Raw genomic sequence first — 18,974 nt, 5'->3', positions numbered from 1 at the left:
CGGGTGCCGCCCGATGTCAGGGCGTGTGCCGCAGCCACACCGCGGCGCGGGGGCCGACGGTGATGCCCGCGGAATGGGTGCGGCCGTGGTGGTGCCGCTCCTCCGCGTGGACCCCGCCCAGGTTGCCGGTTCCCGACCCCTCGTAGGCCGTGGCGTCGGTGTTGAGGATCTCCTCCCAGTACCCGGCCTCGGGCAGACCGATCCGGTAGTCGTCCAGGGTGCGGCCCGAGAAGTTCACCACGCAGGCGATCGTGTTGCCCGCGTGATCGGTACGCAGGAACGACAGCGCGTTGTGCTCCGAGTCGTTGGCGTCGATCCACGAGAACCCCGACGGGTCGTCGTCGAGCGTCCACAGCCCGGGGTTCTCCGCGTAGCGTGCGTTCATGTCCCGGACCGAGGCGAGGATGCCGCGGTGGTACTCGCCCTCCCAGCCCTCGAGGTTCTCCCAGGTGACGCCCAGTTCGTCGTTCCACTCGCCGACCTGACCGAACTCCATCCCCTGGAAGATGAGCTTCTTCCCGGGGTGCGCCCACATGTAGGCGTAGAGCCCGCGCAACCCGGCCGCGCGGTCCCACGAGGACCCCGGCATGCGCTGCCACATCGATCCCTTGCCGTGGACCACCTCGTCGTGGCTGAGCGGGAGGACGAACCGCTCGCTCCAGGCGTACATCAGGGAGAAGGTGACCTCGCCGTGGTGGTGTCCCCGGTAGACGGGGTCGAGGCCCACATAGCGCAGCGTGTCGTTCATCCACCCCATGTTCCACTTCATGGAGAACCCGAGACCGCCGGTGTCCGTGGGTGCGGTGACGCCGCCCCAGGAGGTCGACTCCTCGGCGATCATGAGGAATCCGGGGTGCTCCCGGCGCACGGTGGCGTTGACCTCCTGCAGGAACGAGATGGCCTCGAGGTTCTCTCTACCGCCGTAGCGGTTGGGGGTCCACTCGCCCTCGTTCCGCGAGTAGTCCAGGTAGAGCATCGAGGCGACGGCGTCCACGCGCAGGCCGTCGACGTGGAACTCCTCCGCCCAGTACAGGGCGTTGGCCACCAGGAAGTTGCGGACCTCGTGACGACCGAAGTCGAACACGTAGGTGCCCCAGTCGGGCTGCTCACCGCGACGGGGGTCCGCGTGCTCGTACAGCGGGGTCCCGTCGAAGCGGCCGAGGGACCACTCGTCCTTGGGGAAGTGCGCGGGCACCCAGTCCACCAGCACGCCGATGCCGCGCGAGTGCAGGTGGTCGACCACATAGCGCAGGTCGTCCGGGGTGCCGAAACGACTGGTGGGGGCGTAGTAGGAGGACACCTGGTAGCCCCATGACCCGCCGAAGGGATGCTCGGCGACGGGCATCAGCTCGACATGGGTGAAGCCGGTCTCGGTCACGTGGTCGGCCAACTGGTGGGCGAACTCGCGGTAGCCGAGTCCCGGTCTCCAGGAGCCCACGTGGACCTCGAGGACCGTCATCGGGGAGCGCGAGTGGTCGCGCGTCGCCCGGCAGGCGACCCACTCGTCGTCGTTCCACTCGTGGCCGGACGTGAACACCCTGGATCCGGTGGCGGGGGGCACCTCGGTGGCCACCGCGAGCGGATCGGCGTGGTCGACGGTCCGGCCGTCGGCGCCGCGGACGCAGTACTTGTAGACGGCGTCGTCGATCACGTCAGGTACGAACAGTTCCCACACTCCCGAGGCGCCGATCGCACGCATGGGCAGGGCGATCGGGTTCCACCCGCAGAAGTCGCCCACCACGCTGATGCCCCGGGCGTTCGGGGCCCAGACGGCGAAGGACGTCCCGGTGAGGGGCCCCCCGGGGGTGTCGTACGTGCGGACGTGCGCACCGAGGACGGTCCACAGCCGCTCGTGCCGGCCCTCGTTGATCAGGTGGAGATCCATCTCGCCGAGAGTGGGCAGGAAGCGGTACCCGTCGGCCACGATCCGCGTGTGCCCGTCCGGGTAGGTCACCCGGAACCGGTAGTCGGGGACGTCCCGCTCGGGCAACCCCGCCCCGAACATGCCGTCGCCGAGCGGTTCCATGGGCACCGTGCGCGTCCCGAGCACGATCTCCACCGAGGTGGCACCGGGCTGCATGGTCCGCACGACCGAGCCGGACCCGGTCGGGTGGGCGCCGTAGACCGAGTGCGGGTCGCGGTGGGTGCCGGAGCGGAGGGCGTCGAGCTCCTCGCGGGGGATCCCGCCCGACGGCGCGTCGGGGGCTGCCGGCGCCGGGGACCGCCCCGCCTCGTCGCGGGCGACCTCCTCGGGCGTCCGCCAGGCCGCCCCGGGGTCGACGGGCGGTGGCACCCTGCCGGGCGCCGTGGCGGAGCTCTCGGTAGCGGGTCGGCCCTTGCCGTGGTGCTTTCCCATGCCGTTGTCCCTCAATCCACGATGTGCGTGCGGTAGGTCAGTTCGACCCTACGTGCTTCGTCGCAGGGCGGGACCACGACGATGTGTGCGACCGCCGTCCACGGCTCGAGTCGCACGTAGTTGCTCGAACCCCAGTGGAACTCGCTGCCGGAGACCTCGTCGTGGACGCTGAACCGGGCGTCGTCGTCGTACCCGAGGGCGGCCATGTCCAGCCGGAGGGTGCCCTCCTGGACCCCGTGCGAGTCGAGTGAGACCACCGTGAGGACGCAGTCGCCGGTGGTGGGGTCGAGTTTGGAGTAGGCGAGGATCTGGTCGTTGTCGACGTCGTGGAACCGCAGGGTGCGCAGCTGCTGGAGGGCGGGGTGCTCCCGGCGGATCCGGTTGAGGGTTCGGAGCCACGGCGCGAGGGACTGGCCCGCCGCCTCGGCACCGGCGAAGTCCCGGGGCCGGAGCTCGTATTTCTCCGAGTCCAGGTACTCCTCGCTGCCGTCGGTGACGGGCTGCCACTCGAACAGCTCGAAGCCCGAGTACACGCCCCACGCCGGGGACAGCGTGGCCGCGAGCGTCGACCGGATCGCGAACATCGCGGGGCCCCCGCGCTGCAGCGACTCGTGGAGGATGTCCGGGGTGTTGGTGAACATGTTGGGCCGGGCCTCGTCGACGTGCGCCAGCAGCTGCTCGCAGAACTCCACCAGGTCGGACTTGGTGGTCTTCCAGGTGAAGTAGGTGTACGACTGCGAGAAGCCCCGCCTGGCCAGGCCGAACATGCGGGCGGGACGGGTGAAGGCCTCGGCGAGGAACAGCACGTCCGGTTCCGTGCGCTTGACCTCGGCGATCAGGCGGCTCCAGAAGTCGGCCGGCTTGGTGTGCGGGTTGTCCACCCGGAAGATCCGGACGCCCAGGGAGGTCCACAGCCGCACCACCCGGAGCACCTCGGCGTAGATCCCCTCGGGATCGAGGTCGAAGTTGACGGGGTAGATGTCCTGGTACTTCTTGGGCGGGTTCTCGGCGTAGGCGATGTGCCCGTCGGGCAGCACCGTGAACCACTCGGGGTGCGCCTGCGCCCACGGGTGGTCCGGCGCGCACTGCAACGCCAGGTCCAGCGCTATCTCGACACCCCTCGTGGCGGCGTACTCGACCAGCTCGCGGAAATCCTCGATGGTGCCGAGCTCCGGGTGCACCGCGTCGTGGCCGCCGTCCGCGGAACCGATCGCCCAGGGCGAACCGACGTCGCCCGGGTCCGGGGTGAGCGAATTGTTGCGGCCCTTCCGGTTGACCACCCCGATCGGGTGGATGGGCGGCAGGTACACCACGTCGAAGCCCATGTCCGCGGCGTGGTCGATGTGGGTGCGCGAGGTGGCGAAGGTGCCGTGGACGGGCCGGCCCCGCTCGTCCCACCCGCCCGTGGAGCGGGGGAAGAACTCGTACCACGAGCTGAACTGGGCCTCGCGCCGGTCCACCCACACGCGGTGGGTCTGGCCGGCCGTCACCAGCTCGCGGACCGGTCCGGCGGCCATGGCGGCCGCGACCTCATCGGACAGCGCCAGCGAGGTCCGGGTCCGGGCGTCCCCGGTGCCGCGGAGCGCGGTGGCCGCATCCGTCAGCAGCGTGGCCCGGTCGGGGTCACCCGACGCGGTCGCCTGTGCGGCGCCGGCGTCCAGGACCCGGGCGCCCACCTCGAACTCGTTGCCCAGGACGTCGGCGCCCTGGCCCGCGTCCATCTTCTTGACGATGCCGCTGTTCCACGTGGCGAACGGGTCCGACCAGGCCTCGACACGGAACGACCACATCCCGGGGGCGTCGGTGGTGAGCAGCGCGTGGACGGTGTCCGCCTCCGCCCCGGGGGACATGGTCGTCCGGGAGGAGGCCCCACCGGGACGGCGGACCACCAGGCTCGCCGACAGCGCGTCGTGGCCCTCCCGCCACACGGTCGCCGAGATCGGCACCACCTCACCCACGACCGACTTGGCGGGGAACCTCCCGCAGGAGACCAGGGGGCGGACCTCGTCGATGGCCAGACGGTCGTTCACGTCGGTGCTCCTCTCGGCTGCGGGCTCCGGGGTGCGGACGCCTCTACGCACACGACGCTATCGAAGCGGGCGTCGATCGGGGAGGGGCGTCGCGCCGGTGTTCACGCGCACGAGCCGTGTTCCTCGCCACCCGGCCACCGGATAGGGGGTTAGATGGGGTCCGTGAGAACGCCTATCGAGACCGATCCCGACCTCGTCCTGGACCTGACCGACGTCTCGCTCCGGAGGGACGGGCGGACGCTGGTGGGCCCCGTCACCTGGCAGGTCGAGTTGGACGAGCGGTGGGTCGTCCTGGGCCCCAACGGTGCGGGCAAGACCTCGCTGCTCCGGATCGCCTCGGCTCTCGAGTACCCGAGCACCGGTTCGGCGGTGATCCTGGGGGAGCAACTGGGTCGCACCGAGGTCACCGAGCTCCGCAGCCGGGTGGGCCTGTCGTCCGCCGCTGTGGCCGGCCGGATCCCCGGCGACGAGGTGGTCAAGGACCTGGTGGTCTCCGCCGGGTACGCCGTGCTGGGCCGGTGGCGGGAGGCGTACGACCAGGCCGACTTCGACCGCGCGGCGGACACGCTGGAGATGATCGGCGGAGAGCACCTGGCCGACAGGACCTGGGGGACCCTCTCGGAGGGTGAGCGCAAGCGGGTGCTGATCGCCCGCGCGATGATGACCGACCCGGAGCTGCTCCTGCTCGACGAGCCGGGGGCGGGGCTGGACCTGGGGGGCCGGGAGGATCTGGTCGCCCGTCTGGCGGACATGGCCCTCGACCCCGACGCGCCCGCCACCGTCCTGGTGACCCACCACGTGGAGGAGATACCCCCGGGTTTCACCCACGCGATGCTCCTCGCGGAGGGAGGGGTCACGGCCACCGGCCTGATCGACGACGTGATCACCTCGGAGAACCTCAGCACCGCGTTCGCGCAGTCGATCGTCGTCGACGCGATCGACGGGCGGTTCTTCGCGCGCCGGGCGCGTCGGTCCGGCCGACACCGGCGGCCGTGAACCGCACAGTCGACCCCGTGGCGACCCCGCCCGGGCCCGTCCCCGTCCGTGAGGCCGCCACGGTGGCGTTGGTCCGCGACGCGCGCGTCGGCGGGGGGCTCGAGGTGTTCCTCCAGCACCGCGTGGCCACCATGCAGTTCGCCGCCGGGATGTCGGTCTTCCCCGGAGGCGGCGTCGAGCCGCGGGACTACGGCGGCACCCGGCCCTGGCGTGGGCCGGATCCGCGCTGGTGGGCTGAGGCGTTCGGCATCGGGGAGGAACGCGCCGCCGCCGCGGTCCGGGGGGTGGTGCGGGAGCTGTTCGAGGAGACCGGTGTGTTGCTGGCCGAGCCCGACCCCGCCGCGACCGGGCGGGCGGGCCCCGGGGATCGACCCGGTCCCCGGGAGCGTCGCGTGCTCGACGCGGGGGAGGGCGACCTGGACTCCCTGCTTGCGGCGCACCGGCTGATCCTGTCCGCGCACCTGCTGCGTCCGTGGGACCGGTGGACCACGCCACCCGGACCCCCGCGCCGGTACGACACCCTGTTCTTCGTGGCGGCGGTGCCTCCGGGGGCCGAGCCGGACGGCGGCACGAGCGAGGCCCGCGCGGCGGGCTGGATGCGCGCCGACGACGCCGCCACCGCGGGGACCCTCGGGCGGCTGGGCATGCTCCGGCCGACCCTCGACGTGCTCGCCGACCTCGCGGCGGCGACGGACGTCGCCGAACTCCTCGCCACCGCCCGGTCCATCGCGCCGGGCGGCAACTAGGTGGCGGACCGGTGACCCCGGAGGACCTCGACTTCCTGCTCTCCGACGCCGGCCGGGACCTGCTCGCGCTGGCCGCCGGGCTGGACTGGTCCCGCGCCCGGCTCGTCGCCTCGACCGCCGTCGTCCGGCGCGCCGACCCCGGTCACGCCGCCGCGGCGATCGACGTCGTGACCGCCCGCCGGCGCGCCGACGGGCGGGTCCGCGGGTCGGATCGGATGCTGCTGACGGACGAGGCGGTCCAGCAGGCCACCGCCTGGCCGGTCGCCGCGCTCCGGGCCGGGAGACTGGCGGGCCGGGACGTCCACGACGTCACCTGCTCGGTGGGGGCCGAACTGGCCGAACTGGTGCGGACCGCGGACCGGGTCGTGGGCTCCGATCTCGACCGGGTACGGGCCCGGATGGCCGCGCACAACGTGCCCGGCGCCCTGGTGTGCGTGGCGGACGCCCTCGCGCCGCCCAGCCGGGACACCGTGCTGCTCGCCGACCCCGCCCGACGGTCCGGGGGCCGGCGAATCCACGACCCCGCTCAACTCAGCCCTCCGCTGCCGGACCTCCTGGCCGTGGCCCGCGACCGGGACCACGTGATCAAGTGCGCGCCCGGTCTGGACACCTCCGCGCTCGACCATCCCGGGGAGGTCGAACTGGTCTCGCTGGACGGGTCGGTGCGCGAGGCGTGTCTGTGGTCGCCGGGCCTGTCCGCGGGGGTGCGGCGCCGCGCGACCGTCGTCCGCACCACCGGGGCGGGGGCGCCCCCGCCGTGGGGGCCGCCCCGACTGGTCACCGATGGTCTGGCCGTCCACGTGGAGGAGGTGACGGACGGCGACGACGACGAGGTCGACGCCCACGGCGAGGCGGACCGGTTCATCGTCGATCCGGACGGGGCGGTCGTCCGCGCCGGCCTGGTGCGCCACTGGGCCCGCCGTCACGGGCTCCGTCAGCTCGACCCCCGGATCGCCCACCTGACCGGGCCCCGGATCCCGGGTGGGTACACCGGGTTCGAGGTGCTGGAGCGCTGCAGACTCGACCGCAAGGAACTGCGGCAGGCATTGAGACGGCGCGACTGCGGTTCCCTGGAGATCCTGGTCCGCGGGGTGGACACGGACCCGGACGTGCTGCGCCGCTCACTGGCGCTCCGGGGCTCCCGGCCGCTCGCGCTGGTGGTCACCAGGATCGACAGATCGGCGGTGGTGTTCGTGTGCGGGCCGCGGACCGATCAGCCCGACGGCGTTCACTCGTAGACGTAGACCGCGCCCACCGCGGTGGTGAGCGCGATGCGGCCCTCGTCGTCCACGCTCAGGCCGGAGACCGGACCCCGTGCGGCCGGGACCGCGATCTCGTGGAGGGTGCTGCCGTCCGCGCCGTCCAGCAGGAGCAGGGCGATGCCCGGTTCGTCGTCGGTCCCACCCGACCGGGCCGCGACCAGCACCCGGCCGTCCCCGGTCGCGGCCGGGTTGGTGAGCTGACGCAGGTCGTCGCGCCGCCACACCTCGCGGCCCTCGCCGCCCTCCCCGCGGACGGCCACCACGGGCGCCGGGCCGGCGTCGGCGTCGTGGTCGTCCTCCGGCCCCCTCCACACGGTGGTGGTGCGACCACCGGTGACCACCGTGCCGTCGGGGAGCAGGGCGGGCGGTGTGTCGGGGCGGTAGCCGACAGGGGTCGACCACACGGGGGACCCGTCCGCGGTGGAGTAGGCGGCCAGGGTGCCGTCCTCGGAGTGCACGTAGATCTCGTCCCGGTCATCCGACAGGACCACCGGGACCCCGAGGCGTCCCCCGGGGAGGCCGGCCCGCCACACCACCTCCAGACGCCCGGCCCCGTCGTCGGTGAACCGCACCGCGACCAGCTCGGGCTCCGGTTCCCCCGGCGTCCAGGCGGTGAGATAGGCGGTCCCGGTCCCCGTGTCGACCGCCGCGGGGCCCGGCGCGGGACACCCGCGTTCGCCGATGCCGCACCACGGCGAGCCGAACCCGGGTGCGGACGGCGCGATCTCGCCGGCGGCCGGCAGTTCGGACGAGGCGTCCAGACCCGTCTGGGTGTTGATCACCCGCACGATCCCCAGGTGGGAGATCACCAGCAGATGGCGGTTGTCGAGCAGCGTGATGGTGGTGGGGATCCCCCGGGTCCCGGCGAACCAGCGGTTCTCACCCTCCGCGGACACCGCACCCACCCCGCCGTACATGGGCACGAACAGAGACCCGCGCCCGTCGACGGTCGCCGTGATCCGCGGTCCGTCCGTCGGCAGGCGCAGACACCACCGCTTGCGCCCGTCGTCCGCGGTCAGCGCGAAGAGATTGCACCCCCGCTCGGAGACGGTGGCCTGGAAGAACGTGCCGATCCCGTCGGAACCGGCCACCCCGGTCGCGGGCGCTCCCAGCGGTCGTGACCAGAGGAGCCCGGGCGACTCGGAGACAGCCGCGTGAGCGCGTCCGGAGTTCGGGGGTCCTCCGGCGACGGACGACCAGCTCGCGGCCTGACCCAGGCGGGCGCCGCCGCTCTCGGTGGCGGACGCGCATCCCGCCGCGATCCCGACCGCCATCGCACCGACCGCCAGAGCCCGCGCGGTGGGTGCGGTCCGCCGCGGAATCGATGCCGGTGCCACTGGAGGTCCCCTTCTCGTCAGATCGTCAGGGGAGAGCGTAGTCCGACCGTCGGCGCGCGGTCCGTCGGACGCACCGGCGGAACTCCTCGACGCGCCGGCAGGGTCGGGGGACAGGGGGGATCGGGGAGTAATCCCCGGGCGCGTGAGGGCCCCCACGGTTACCGTGACCGTGACCACCCGCGACCAGTTCGACACTTCACGAGAGGCGGACCATCCGCGATGACAGCCAGCTCAGGACTCGACACCGCTCTCACCCCGCTGAGCTTCCTGGAGAAGGCCGCTCGTGTGTTCCCCGAGGCGACCGCGGTGGTGGACGGCCCCCGCCGCCAGAGCTACGCGGAGTTCGCCGATCGCGCCACGCGGCTGGCCTCACTCCTGCGGATGCGCGGGGTCGCCCGGGGCGACCGCGTCGGGGTGCTCGCGCCCAACTCCGCCGAGGCGCTGCTCGCACAGTTCGCGGTCCCGCTCGCCGGCGGGGCGGTGGTGGCCCTCAACACCCGCCTCGCGGCCCCGGAGGTCGCGTACATCACCGAGCACGCCGGGATCTCGGTGCTCATCGCCGACGCCGGTCTCCTGGCCGGGCTGGGGGACGAGGTCCCGGAGTCGATCAGTCTGATCCTGGTGACCCCCGACGCCGACGGCACCCAGCCGGACCCGGCCCGCTTCGGTCCCCGCGCCGAGGCGCTGGAGGAGGGTCTGGCACTGGCCTCCCCGCAGCCGGTGTCCTGGGCGGTGGAGGACGAGGACGCCGTGATCGCCGTCAACTACACCTCGGGCACGACGGGGCGCCCGAAGGGCGTCATGTACACCCACCGCGGTGCCTACCTCAACGCCCTCGGGGAGATCATCACCCAGGGACTGGACGCGGACTCGCGCTACCTGTGGACGCTCCCGATGTTCCACTGCAACGGGTGGTGCACGACGTGGGCCCTGACCGGCGCGATGGGCACCCACGTGTGTCTGCGCGCCGTCCGGGGCGATGAGATCTGGAGACTGTTCGACGACGAGGGGATCAACCGCCTCGCCGGCGCCCCGGCGGTGTTGAGCACGATCGCCGACGACCCGGCGGCCCGGCCGGTGACGGGGATCCGCATGGTCACCGCCGGCGCCCCGCCCTCGCCCACGATCCTGCGACGCTTCGAGGACCTGGGCATCGACGTGACGCAGGTGTACGGGCTCACCGAGACCTACGGGCCGTTCACGGTGTGTACGCCCCAGCCCGACTGGGCGGACCTGGACCCGGACGAGCGTGCGGGCCTCAAGTCCCGTCAGGGCGTGGCCATGATCCACGCCGACACGGTCCGGGTGGTCGAGCGGACCAGCCCCGGCGAGAAGCACCTCGTCGACGTCCCGGCCGACGGCGTGACGATGGGCGAGGTCGTCATGACGGGCAACGGCGTGATGAAGGGGTACTTCGCCGACCCCGAGGCCACGGCGACCGCGTTCGCCGGGGGTTGGTTCCACTCGGGCGACCTCGGCGTGATGCACCCGGACGGGTACGTGCAGCTGCTCGACCGCGCCAAGGACGTGGTGGTCTCCGGCGGCGAGAACATCTCCACGATCGAGGTCGAACAGGCGATCGCGGCGCACCCCGACGTGGTGGACTGCGCCGTGGTCTCGATGCCCGACGAGAAGTGGGGTGAGCGTCCGAAGGCGTACGTCGTGGTGAAACCCGGTTCCGACCTCGACGAGGACGGTGTGATCGATCACTGCCGGACCAGGATCGCCCGGTACAAGGTGCCCGGTGCGGTGGAGCTCACCGAGGCCCTGCCGCGCACCTCGACCGGCAAGGTCCGCAAGAACGAACTCCGCGACGCCGCGTGGTCGGGGTGGGACAAGCGCATCAACTGACGGCCCCGCTCCTGCAGGGTGGGCCCGGGTGACGTTATTGTTGTCCCCAGGACCACAATCCGGTGCGCCCGGCCAGTTCGGATCGCACCCAGCCCCGACTCGCAGGAGGTCGACGCAGGCCCATGACGAACATCGTCGTACTGATCAAGCAGGTTCCGGACACCTACTCGGAGCGCAAGCTCTCCGATGGGGACTTCACCCTGGACCGCGAGGCCGCGGACGCGGTCCTCGATGAGATCAATGAGAAGGCCGTTGAGCAGGCTCTCCAGATCAAGGAGGCCGAGGGGGGCGAGGTGACCGTCCTGACCGCCGGTCCCGACCGCGCCACCGAGGCGATCCGCAAGGCCCTGTCGATGGGCGCCGACAAGGCCGTCCACCTCAACGACGAGGCGCTCCACGGCTCGGACGTCGTCCAGACCGCGTGGGCCATCGCCAACGTGCTGGGCACCATCGAGGGCACCGAGCTGGTCATCTGTGGCAACGAGGCCACCGACGGCCGCATGGGCAGCGTCCCGGCCATCATCGCCGAGTACCTGGGCCTGCCGCAGGTCACCCACATGCGCACCCTCGAGGTCTCCGGCGGGACCATCAAGGGTGAGCGGGAGACCGACGAGGGCATCTTCGAGATCGAGGCGTCGCTGCCCTGCGTCGTGTCGGTCGGAGAGAAGATCAACGAGCCGCGGTTCCCCTCCTTCAAGGGCATCATGGCCGCCAAGAAGAAGCCGGTCGAGGTCCTGACGCTGGCCGACACCAACGTCGAGGCCGGCCAGGTGGGCAAGGACAACGCGGCGACCACCGTCACGTCGTCGGTCCCCAAGCCGCCGCGCAGCGCCGGTGAGAAGTTCACCGACGAGGGCGAGGGCGGCAACGAGGTCGCCAAGTACCTCGTCGCGCAGAAGCTCATCTGATCGCGCTCACCCCGACCGACTCCCACCAGTCTTTTTCAAGGAGAATCCACCATGGCTGAAGTCCTCGTCGCGGTCGAGCACGTCGACGGCGAACTCAAGAAGGTCACCCTCGAACTGCTGACCGCCGCACGCGCGCTCGGTGAGCCGTCCGCCGTCGTGTTCGGTGAGACCGGCACCGCCGCAGCGCTCACCGACGCCCTCAAGGAGGCCGGCGCGGAGAAGATCTACGTGGCCGAGGGCGACGCGGTCCAGAACTACCTCGTCACGCCCAAGGTCGACGTCCTCGCCGGGCTCGCCGAGCAGGGCGCGGCGGCGATCGTCCTGGCCGCCACGTTCGAGGGCAAGGAGGTGGCGGGTCGCCTCGCGGCCCGTACCGGTTCCGGCACCCTGTGTGACGTCGTCGAGATCAAGTCCGACGGGTCCGCGGTCCACTCGATCTTCGGTGGCGCGTTCACCGTCGAGGCGACCGTCGCCGGCGACACGCCCATCTACACCCTGCGCCCGGGCGCCGTCGAGGCGTCGCCGTCCGCCGGCGCCGGTGAGGTCGTCGAGGTCGACGTCCCCGAGCCCGAGAACGCCGCCAGGGTCATCTCCCGCAACCCGATCGTCGGTGGCGACCGTCCCGAGCTCACCGAGGCGACCGTCGTCGTCGCCGGTGGTCGTGGCGTGGGTTCGGCGGAGAAGTTCGAAGAGGTCGTCGAGCCGTTGGCCGACTCGCTCAAGGGTGCGGTCGGTGCCTCGCGCGCCGCCGTCGACTCGGGGTACTACCCGGGTCAGTTCCAGGTGGGTCAGACCGGCAAGACCGTGTCGCCGCAGCTGTACATCGCCCTGGGGATCTCGGGCGCCATCCAGCACCGCGCCGGGATGCAGACGTCCAAGACGATCGTCGCCGTGAACAAGGACGAGGAGGCCCCGATCTTCGAGATCGCGGACTACGGCGTCGTCGGCGATCTGTTCAACGTCGCCCCGCAGCTCACCGAGGCCATCAACGCCCGTAAGTGAGTTCGGCGCGACAGCGCCCGGCAGTACCGACCGGACCCCGGCACCCCTGCGGTGCCGGGGTCCGGCGCGTTCGGGCGTATTCTTGCCGACGTCATGCTCACGATCCGCACCGCGCACTATCTCGACCACGCCGCGACCACCCCGATGCGCCCGTCGGCCCTGGCCGCCTATGCCGAGGCGGCCGCCACCGTCGGTAACGCCTCGTCCCTCCACGGAGCCGGCCGCCGCGCCCGTCGCCGGGTGGAGGAGGCCCGCGAGTCGCTCGCCGCGCATCTCGGGTGCAGGCCCTCCGAGGTCGTGTTCACCTCGGGCGGGACCGAGTCCGACAACCTCGCGGTGCTGGGCCAGGCGGCCGCCTCGGGCGGTGACGTCGTGGCCGTGGGGGCGACCGAGCATCATTCGGTCCTCGACTCGGCAGCCCACCTGGCCACCGCGCGCGGCGGAGGCGTGGACGTCCGCGTCCTGCCCGTCAACCGGCGTGGGGCCGTTGACCCCGACGCGGTCCGGAGCCTGGCGGACGAGGTGGGGCCGCGGTTGGCCCTCGTCGCCGCCATGTTCGGCAACAACGAGATCGGCACGCTCACCGACGTCGCCGGGGTGGCCGCTGCCGCCAGGGCTGTCGGTGCGGCGGTCCACACCGACGCCGTCCAGGCCGTCGGGCACGTCCCGGTGGACTTCGGTGCGCTGGGGGTCACGTCGTTGAGCCTGTCCGCGCACAAGTTCGGCGGGCCGCTGGGCGTCGGAGCGTTGATCATCGACCGCGGCGCGGAGTGTCTCCCGGTCGGTTTCGGCGGTGGGCAGGAGCGGGATCTCAGGTCGGGTTCGGTCGACGTCCCGGGGGTGGTCGCGATGGCCGCGGCCCTCGACGAGGCGGTTCGGGACATGGACGCCGAGGCGGTCCGCCTGGGACGCCTGCGGGACCGGTTGATCGCGGGGGTCCTCGCCCGGGTCCCCGACGCCGTCGCCAACGGCGGTGGCGAGCGGCTGCCGGGGATCGCCAACCTCACCTTCCCTGGGTGCTCCGGCGAGTCCCTCATCCTGCTGCTCGACGCCGCCGGTATCGAGTGTTCGACCGGGTCGGCGTGCACCGCGGGGGTGGCCGAGCCCAGCCACGTGCTCCTGGCGTTGGGCGCGGGAGAGGCGGCTGCGAGGAGCAGTCTGAGACTGAGCCTGGGGTACACCACGACGGAGGACGACGTGGACGCGGCGATCGCCGCGCTCGCCCCCGCCGCCGAGAGGGCCCGGGTCGCGGGGCTCGGGTTGATCGGGACCGGGGCGACGGCGTCGTGAGGGTCCTCGCCGCGATGAGCGGGGGAGTCGACTCCGCCGTCGCCGCTGCTCGCGCCGTGGCCGCCGGGCACGAGGTGGTGGGTGTGCACCTGGCCCTCAGCGCGGACCCGGCGACCCTGCGGACGGGCTCCCGTGGCTGCTGTTCGCGCGAGGACGCCGGTGACGCTCGCCGGGTGGCCGATCTGTTGGGGATCCCGTTCTACGTCTGGGACTTCGCCGAACGGTTCAGGGCGGACGTGATCGACGACTTCGTCGAGTCCTACTCCCGCGGTGAGACCCCCAATCCGTGTCTGCGCTGCAACGAGCGGATCAAGTTCGAGGCCCTCCTCGACCGGGGGATGGCGCTCGGGTTCGACGCGGTGGCCACCGGACACTACGCCCGGCTGTCCCTCGAGGAGACCGGTACCGGCCACCGACGTCCCGTCCTGCGCCGGGCGGTCGATCCCGACAAGGACCAGTCCTATGTCCTCGGCGTACTGACCCCGCAGCAGCTCGCGCACTCGATGTTCCCGCTGGGGGACTCCCTCAAGTCCGAGGTCCGTGCCGAGGCCGAGGCGTCGGGCCTGCCCGTCGCGACCAAGCCCGACAGCCACGACATCTGCTTCATCCCCTCCGGGGACACCCGTGCGTTCCTCGGCGCGCGGATCGGTCTGCGCCCCGGGGCGGTGGTCGACGCCGACACCGGTGACGAGCTCGGTCGACACGGGGGCGTGTACGGGTTCACGATCGGCCAGCGGAAGGGACTCGGTCTGCCGGGCCCGGCGGCCGACGGTCGCCCCAGGTACGTCACGGCCATCGACGCCGGCACGGGCACCGTGACCGTCGGGGGATCGGACCACCTGCTGTCCCGGGGGATGACCGCGACCTCGCCCTACTGGCTGGTGGACGACGCCCTCCGCGAGACCGAGTGTCACGTGCAGATCCGTGCCCACGGTGAGGCGACACCGGGCTATGTGAGACGGGTGGGGGACGGTCCGGACGCCCGCTTGGAGATCTCCCTCGACGAGCCCGTGCGGGGCGTCGCACCCGGCCAGGCGGCCGTGCTCTACCGGCCCGAGACCGGGGGCGACCGCGTCCTGGGAAGTGGCACGATCACCGCGTCCGTCCCGGTCGCGGGCACCCCGTGACCGCCGTCGAGCCGGGGCACACCGGCCCCGGCCCCATGCGGGGGGTGGACCCCCGGGAGGCCGCGCGGGTCGTGCTGGGTGAGTGCCACGGGATGCCGTTCCTGCCCGAACTGTCGGACCGGGGGCTCGGAGCGGATCAGGTGGGCAGGACCCTCGCCATGCTCGCGGACCTCCCGGTCGACGTCTCCACCCGGGGGTGGCGTCTCGCGGGCTCGCCGGGGCGCCACGCCCGCACGGCCGCCGACCTCCTCGACCGTGACCTCGATGCCCTGGAGGAGGCAGACGAGTCGATCCGGGATCCCGAGGTCGACCGGGCCGCGGCGGACCGGCGTCTCGTGGTGCGGGCTCTGGGCCCGTGGTCACTCGCCGCGCGACTCGAGTTGCCCGGCGGGTTGCCGGTCCTGACCGATCGTGGGGCCCGCAGGGATCTCGCGGAGGCTCTGGCCGAAGGGGTGGCCGCCCGCGTCACCCGGCTGGCGCGGCGACTGGGGGTCGGCGCGAGGGTCCTGCTCGACGAGCCGATGCTCTGGCACGTCGCGGCCGGCTCGGTTGCCGGACCCAGCCGTTTCGACCCGATCGCGCCCGTACCGGAGGACCGGCTGTCGCTCTCCCTGTGCCGCTTCGCCGACGTCCTGCGCCGCAACGGGGTGGCCGAGGTGGTGGTCCGCGTCCCCGCCGGCACCGGACCCGAGGCGCCCGCGAGGTGGTCCGCGGTCGCGGAGACCCCGGACGGTGAGGCGCCCCTCGACGGGCTCTGCGTTCCGGCGGAACTTCTCCACTCGGGTACCTCCCATCCCGCGCTTGACGCAGCCGGCACCGTCCTCGGTGGAGGGCGGATCCTCCAGCTGGAGGGACTGCCGGGGTCGCCGCGCCCGCCCCGCTCCGGCCCGGAGGTGGAACGCGATGTGTCCGCGATCCTCGCGTTGCTCGAGCGCCTCAGCGCGCCCCGATACGCCGGGTTGGGGCGGCTGGTCCTCACCCCGACCGTGGACGACATGACCTCGGGCCGCCTCACCCCGGTGGAGGCACTGGCGTCGGTACGTCGGGTGGCCGAGGCCGCCCCGCGGCTGGCCGAGTGACCGATCCGATCTAGGTGTCGGCGATCGGCCACTGTGTGTTGACGTCCGAGGCGTCCTTGCCCGACTGCTCGAGATAGGCCGCGAAATCGCGTTGCCGCGTCTCGTGCCACTGCGCCTGCTGCGCGTTGACCGCGCGCCAGTCCGCTCCGGCCAGTTCGGGGATCGAGCCGAGTAGCTTCCACGCCAGGCGGGCCGCCGCGAGCGCATCGGCCGCGGCCTCGTGGGCGCCGTCCAACCGCACGCCGTGGTGGGCGCACAGGGCCTCGAGGGTGCGCTTGCCCTTGCGGTACGGGTCGGTCGCCCGGTCGACGACGTAGGGGTCGATGACCGGGCCGAGCACCTCGAACGAGGGGTCCCATCTCCTGAGGATGGTGAGGTCGTACGCGGCGTTGAACACCACCAGGGTCCGCCCCTCCCGCCACCCCGTCCGGACCCCGGCGATGGTCTCGGCCACCACCTCCGCATGCGGCCTTCCGTGCTGCCTGGCCTGGGCGGTGGTGATGCCGTGCACAGCCGTGGCGCCCTCCGGAATGTCTATACCCGGATCGGCCATCCAGTTGAGTTCCACCTTTCGGGGCCCGTCGATCGCGACGAGGGCCGAGGTGACGACATGCGCGGTCCGGGGATCGGGTCCGGTGGTCTCGAGGTCGAATGCCAGCAGCCGGTTCCGGTCGAGGGAGACAGGGGTGATGTTCTCTGGGTTCATGCGGTCACCGTAGGCCACCGCCCCGACACGCCGGGCATGTGTCGCATTACCCTGTCCTCGTGAGCCAAGCGAGTCGAAGCAACGAGCCCGTCGGCACCGGGGACATCCCCCCGGAGGTACGGCAGGCGTGGACCGACCTCGCGGAGACGGTGCGGGATCACCAGTTCCGCTATTACGTCAAGGACGCCCCCATCGTCTCCGACGCCGAGTTCGACAGGCTGTTCCACGACCTGGAGGCGCTGGAGGAACTCCACCCCGAGCTGCGTACGGCGGACTCCCCGACACAGCTCGTCGGGGGTGGCTTCTCCACCGATTTCGCGCCGGTCGAACACCTTCAGCGGATGACGAGCCTGGATAACGTGTTCTCCGAGGAGGAGCTGCGCGCGTGGGTGGCCTCGGCGGTCGAACAGGCTCACATCCCCGCGGAGGACCTTCGGTTCCTGTGCGAGGTCAAGATCGACGGGGTGGCGCTCGACCTGGTCTACCGCGAGGGGAGGTTGGTCAGCGCGGCCACCCGCGGGGACGGTCGAACGGGCGAGGACGTCACGCTCAACGCCCGGACGATCGACGACATCCCGGTCACGCTCACCCCGACGAAGGACCGCCCCGTTCCCGCGCTGCTCGAGGTCAGGGGGGAGGTGTTCTTCCGGCTCGAGGACTTCGCCGACCTCAACGCGCGGCTCGTCGCCGACGGCAAGCCACCGTTCGCCAATCCCCGCAACAGCGCGGCCGGGTCACTGCGGCAGAAGAACCCGGCGATCACCGCCCAGCGCCGCCTCGGGATGTACTGTCACGGCCTCGGCGTGGTCGAGGGAGCGACCTTCGACAGCCTCCACGACGTCTATCTCGCGCTTGCGGACTGGGGCCTGCCCGTCTCTCCCCACACCGCCCCGGCGACCGGGGTCGACGAGGTACTCGAGCGGATGCGGTACTGGGGCGAACACCGGGACGACCCCGAGCACGAGATCGACGGCCTCGTGGTGAAGATCGACGACCGGGCCGTCCAGCGTCGACTCGGTCAGACGTCGCGGGCACCGCGGTGGGCGATCGCCTACAAGTACCCGCCCGAGGAGGTCATGACCGAGTTGCTCGACATCCGTGTCTCCGTGGGTCGTACCGGGCGGGTCACACCGTTCGCCCACATGGAGCCGGTGCTCGTCGCCGGCTCCACGGTCTCGCTCGCGACCCTGCACAACCAGACCGAGGTCAAGCGCAAGGGTGTTCTGATCGGTGACACCGTGGTGATCCGCAAGGCCGGGGACGTCATCCCGGAGGTCCTCGGCCCGGTGGTGGAGCGCCGGGACGGGACCGAGCGCGAGTTCGTCTTCCCCGAGCGCTGCCCCGAGTGTGAGACCGTCCTGGCGCCGGCGAAGGAGGGGGACGCGGACTGGCGTTGTCCGAACCAGCGGTCCTGTCCCGCACAGCTCCGAGAGCGACTGTTCTACCTGTCCTCGCGGAACGCACTCGACATCGAGGCGCTCGGCTACGAGGGAGCCTCCGATCTCCTCGCCAGCGGGGTGCTGGACAACGAGGCCGGTCTGTTCGACCTCACCGAGGCGGACCTCCTCCGCACCTCCCTCTACACCCGACTGGACAAGGCGACACGCAAGCAGGTCGAGGAGGGCGCCGAGCCGGAGCGAACCGTGCTCACCGAGAACGGCCGCAAGCTGCTGGCGAATCTCGAGACGGCGAGGGACCGGCCACTGTGGCGGGTGCTCGTCGCGTTGTCGATCCGCCACGTCGGGCCGACCGCCGCACGCGCGTTGGCCACCCGGTTCGGCACCATGGAGGACATCCGCGCCGCCTCGGAGGTGGAGCTGGCGGAGACGGACGGCGTCGGCGCGACCATCGCGGCCTCGGTGGTGGAGTGGTTCGATGTGGACTGGCATCGCGAGATCGTCGACCGGTGGGCGGCCTCGGGCGTCTCGATGGCCGATGAACGGGACGCGTCGATCCCGCGCACCCTCGAGGGCCTGACCATCGTGGCGACCGGATCCCTGGAGGGGTTCACCCGCGACGGGATCAAGGAGGCGATCATCGCTCGCGGTGGCAAGGCCTCGGGATCGGTGTCCAAGAAGACCGACTACGTGGTTGTGGGGGACAACCCGGGGTCGAAGGCGGCCAAGGCTGAGGAGCTGGGGCTGACCATCCTCGACGAGGCCGGCTTCGTGGAGCTGTTGGAGAACGGCCCGGCGCGGGAGGACGAAGACGGGGCCGACCCCGAGCCCGCCGATCCCGGGGGCGCCGCCGACTGATCGCCTGCCCGGGTGCGCTGCGTGTCGGG

Annotated in this window: 14 protein-coding genes; 10 read left to right on the top strand and 4 right to left on the bottom strand. The window is 72.1% G+C overall.

Features of this window, described 5'->3' with window-relative positions; all coding sequences use genetic code 11:
- Positions 1–16: 16 nt before the first annotated feature.
- Positions 17–2,356, bottom strand: coding sequence for a 1,4-alpha-glucan branching protein GlgB (gene glgB / locus ABD250_RS01390; protein ID WP_344390112.1), 2,340 nt, complete (start codon positions 2,354–2,356; stop codon positions 17–19).
- Positions 2,357–2,367: 11 nt separating this feature from the next.
- Positions 2,368–4,386 (bottom strand): maltotransferase domain-containing protein, encoded by a 2,019-nt coding sequence (locus ABD250_RS01385; RefSeq protein WP_344390109.1) that lies wholly within the window; start codon positions 4,384–4,386, stop codon positions 2,368–2,370.
- Between the two features lie 153 nt (positions 4,387–4,539).
- On the opposite strand from ABD250_RS01385, the gene ABD250_RS01380 reads away from it, so the two are divergent.
- Genes ABD250_RS01380 through ABD250_RS01370 form a run of 3 tightly spaced genes read left to right on the top strand, consistent with a single transcriptional unit; the run spans position 4,540 to position 7,366 of the window.
- Positions 4,540–5,382: an ABC transporter ATP-binding protein gene (locus ABD250_RS01380; protein WP_182611180.1), complete on the top strand. Its 843-nt coding sequence runs from the start codon at positions 4,540–4,542 to the stop codon at positions 5,380–5,382.
- Positions 5,383–5,399: 17 nt separating this feature from the next.
- Entirely contained in the window at positions 5,400–6,128 is a 729-nt protein-coding gene (locus tag ABD250_RS01375; protein ID WP_304816034.1) for an NUDIX hydrolase, read from the top strand.
- 11 nt (positions 6,129–6,139) lie between these two features.
- The gene (locus ABD250_RS01370; RefSeq protein ID WP_179525541.1) at positions 6,140–7,366 is read left to right on the top strand and encodes a THUMP-like domain-containing protein; all 1,227 of its coding nucleotides are present in this window, start codon (positions 6,140–6,142) and stop codon (positions 7,364–7,366) included.
- Here ABD250_RS01370 and ABD250_RS01365 read toward each other — a convergent pair.
- The gene (locus tag ABD250_RS01365; protein WP_259843883.1) at positions 7,357–8,727 is read right to left on the bottom strand and encodes a PQQ-binding-like beta-propeller repeat protein; all 1,371 of its coding nucleotides are present in this window, start codon (positions 8,725–8,727) and stop codon (positions 7,357–7,359) included. The genes ABD250_RS01370 and ABD250_RS01365 overlap by 10 nt on opposite strands.
- A 219-nt stretch (positions 8,728–8,946) precedes the next feature.
- Here ABD250_RS01365 and ABD250_RS01360 point away from each other — a divergent pair, with 219 nt between their 5' ends.
- From ABD250_RS01360 to ABD250_RS01335, 6 genes are all read left to right on the top strand, one after another.
- On the top strand, positions 8,947–10,578 hold the full coding sequence (locus ABD250_RS01360) for an AMP-binding protein (protein ID WP_179525539.1): 1,632 nt from the start codon (positions 8,947–8,949) through the stop codon (positions 10,576–10,578).
- A 122-nt stretch (positions 10,579–10,700) separates the two neighbouring features.
- Entirely contained in the window at positions 10,701–11,486 is a 786-nt protein-coding gene (locus ABD250_RS01355) for an electron transfer flavoprotein subunit beta/FixA family protein (protein ID WP_179525538.1), read from the top strand.
- A 51-nt stretch (positions 11,487–11,537) separates the two neighbouring features.
- Positions 11,538–12,488 (top strand): electron transfer flavoprotein subunit alpha/FixB family protein, encoded by a 951-nt coding sequence (locus tag ABD250_RS01350; RefSeq protein WP_179525537.1) that lies wholly within the window; start codon positions 11,538–11,540, stop codon positions 12,486–12,488.
- Between the two features lie 93 nt (positions 12,489–12,581).
- On the top strand, positions 12,582–13,778 hold the full coding sequence (locus tag ABD250_RS01345; protein ID WP_344390100.1) for a cysteine desulfurase family protein: 1,197 nt from the start codon (positions 12,582–12,584) through the stop codon (positions 13,776–13,778).
- A complete protein-coding gene (mnmA, locus tag ABD250_RS01340; protein ID WP_344390098.1) occupies positions 13,775–14,905 on the top strand; it encodes a tRNA 2-thiouridine(34) synthase MnmA in 1,131 nt (376 codons plus the stop codon). The genes ABD250_RS01345 and mnmA overlap by 4 nt, the downstream gene beginning before the upstream one ends.
- Positions 14,902–15,984 (top strand): uroporphyrinogen decarboxylase/cobalamine-independent methonine synthase family protein, encoded by a 1,083-nt coding sequence (locus tag ABD250_RS01335; protein WP_344390096.1) that lies wholly within the window; start codon positions 14,902–14,904, stop codon positions 15,982–15,984. Before mnmA ends, ABD250_RS01335 begins: the two co-directional genes overlap by 4 nt.
- Positions 15,985–15,994: 10 nt before the next feature.
- Here ABD250_RS01335 and ABD250_RS01330 read toward each other — a convergent pair whose 3' ends face one another.
- Positions 15,995–16,690 carry an exonuclease domain-containing protein gene (locus ABD250_RS01330; RefSeq protein WP_182611333.1) on the bottom strand — a complete coding sequence of 232 codons (696 nt, stop codon included), beginning with the start codon at positions 16,688–16,690 and terminating at the stop codon, positions 15,995–15,997.
- 59 nt (positions 16,691–16,749) lie between these two features.
- Here ABD250_RS01330 and ligA point away from each other — a divergent pair, with 59 nt between their 5' ends.
- Complete coding sequence (gene ligA / locus ABD250_RS01325; RefSeq protein ID WP_182652684.1) at positions 16,750–18,945, top strand: NAD-dependent DNA ligase LigA; 2,196 nt, start codon at positions 16,750–16,752, stop codon at positions 18,943–18,945.
- Positions 18,946–18,974: the final 29 nt, after the last annotated feature.

This window comes from Dietzia cercidiphylli (genome assembly GCF_039531545.1).
GTDB classification, from domain to species: domain Bacteria; phylum Actinomycetota; class Actinomycetes; order Mycobacteriales; family Mycobacteriaceae; genus Dietzia; species Dietzia natronolimnaea.
This window is presented reverse-complemented; position numbering and strand designations above follow the sequence as displayed.

What these genes read in the sequence shown, in the direction of transcription:
- glgB (WP_344390112.1), bottom strand. Translation starts at nt 2,356, where the DNA reads ATGGGAAAGCACCACGGCAAGGGCCGACCCGCTACCGAGAGCTCCGCC.
- ABD250_RS01355 (WP_179525538.1), top strand. Translation starts at nt 10,701, where the DNA reads ATGACGAACATCGTCGTACTGATCAAGCAGGTTCCGGACACCTACTCG.
- ABD250_RS01345 (WP_344390100.1), top strand. Translation starts at nt 12,582, where the DNA reads ATGCTCACGATCCGCACCGCGCACTATCTCGACCACGCCGCGACCACC.
- ABD250_RS01330 (WP_182611333.1), bottom strand. Translation starts at nt 16,690, where the DNA reads ATGAACCCAGAGAACATCACCCCTGTCTCCCTCGACCGGAACCGGCTG.
- ABD250_RS01360 (WP_179525539.1), top strand. Translation starts at nt 8,947, where the DNA reads ATGACAGCCAGCTCAGGACTCGACACCGCTCTCACCCCGCTGAGCTTC.
- ABD250_RS01380 (WP_182611180.1), top strand. Translation starts at nt 4,540, where the DNA reads ATGGGGTCCGTGAGAACGCCTATCGAGACCGATCCCGACCTCGTCCTG.
- ABD250_RS01350 (WP_179525537.1), top strand. Translation starts at nt 11,538, where the DNA reads ATGGCTGAAGTCCTCGTCGCGGTCGAGCACGTCGACGGCGAACTCAAG.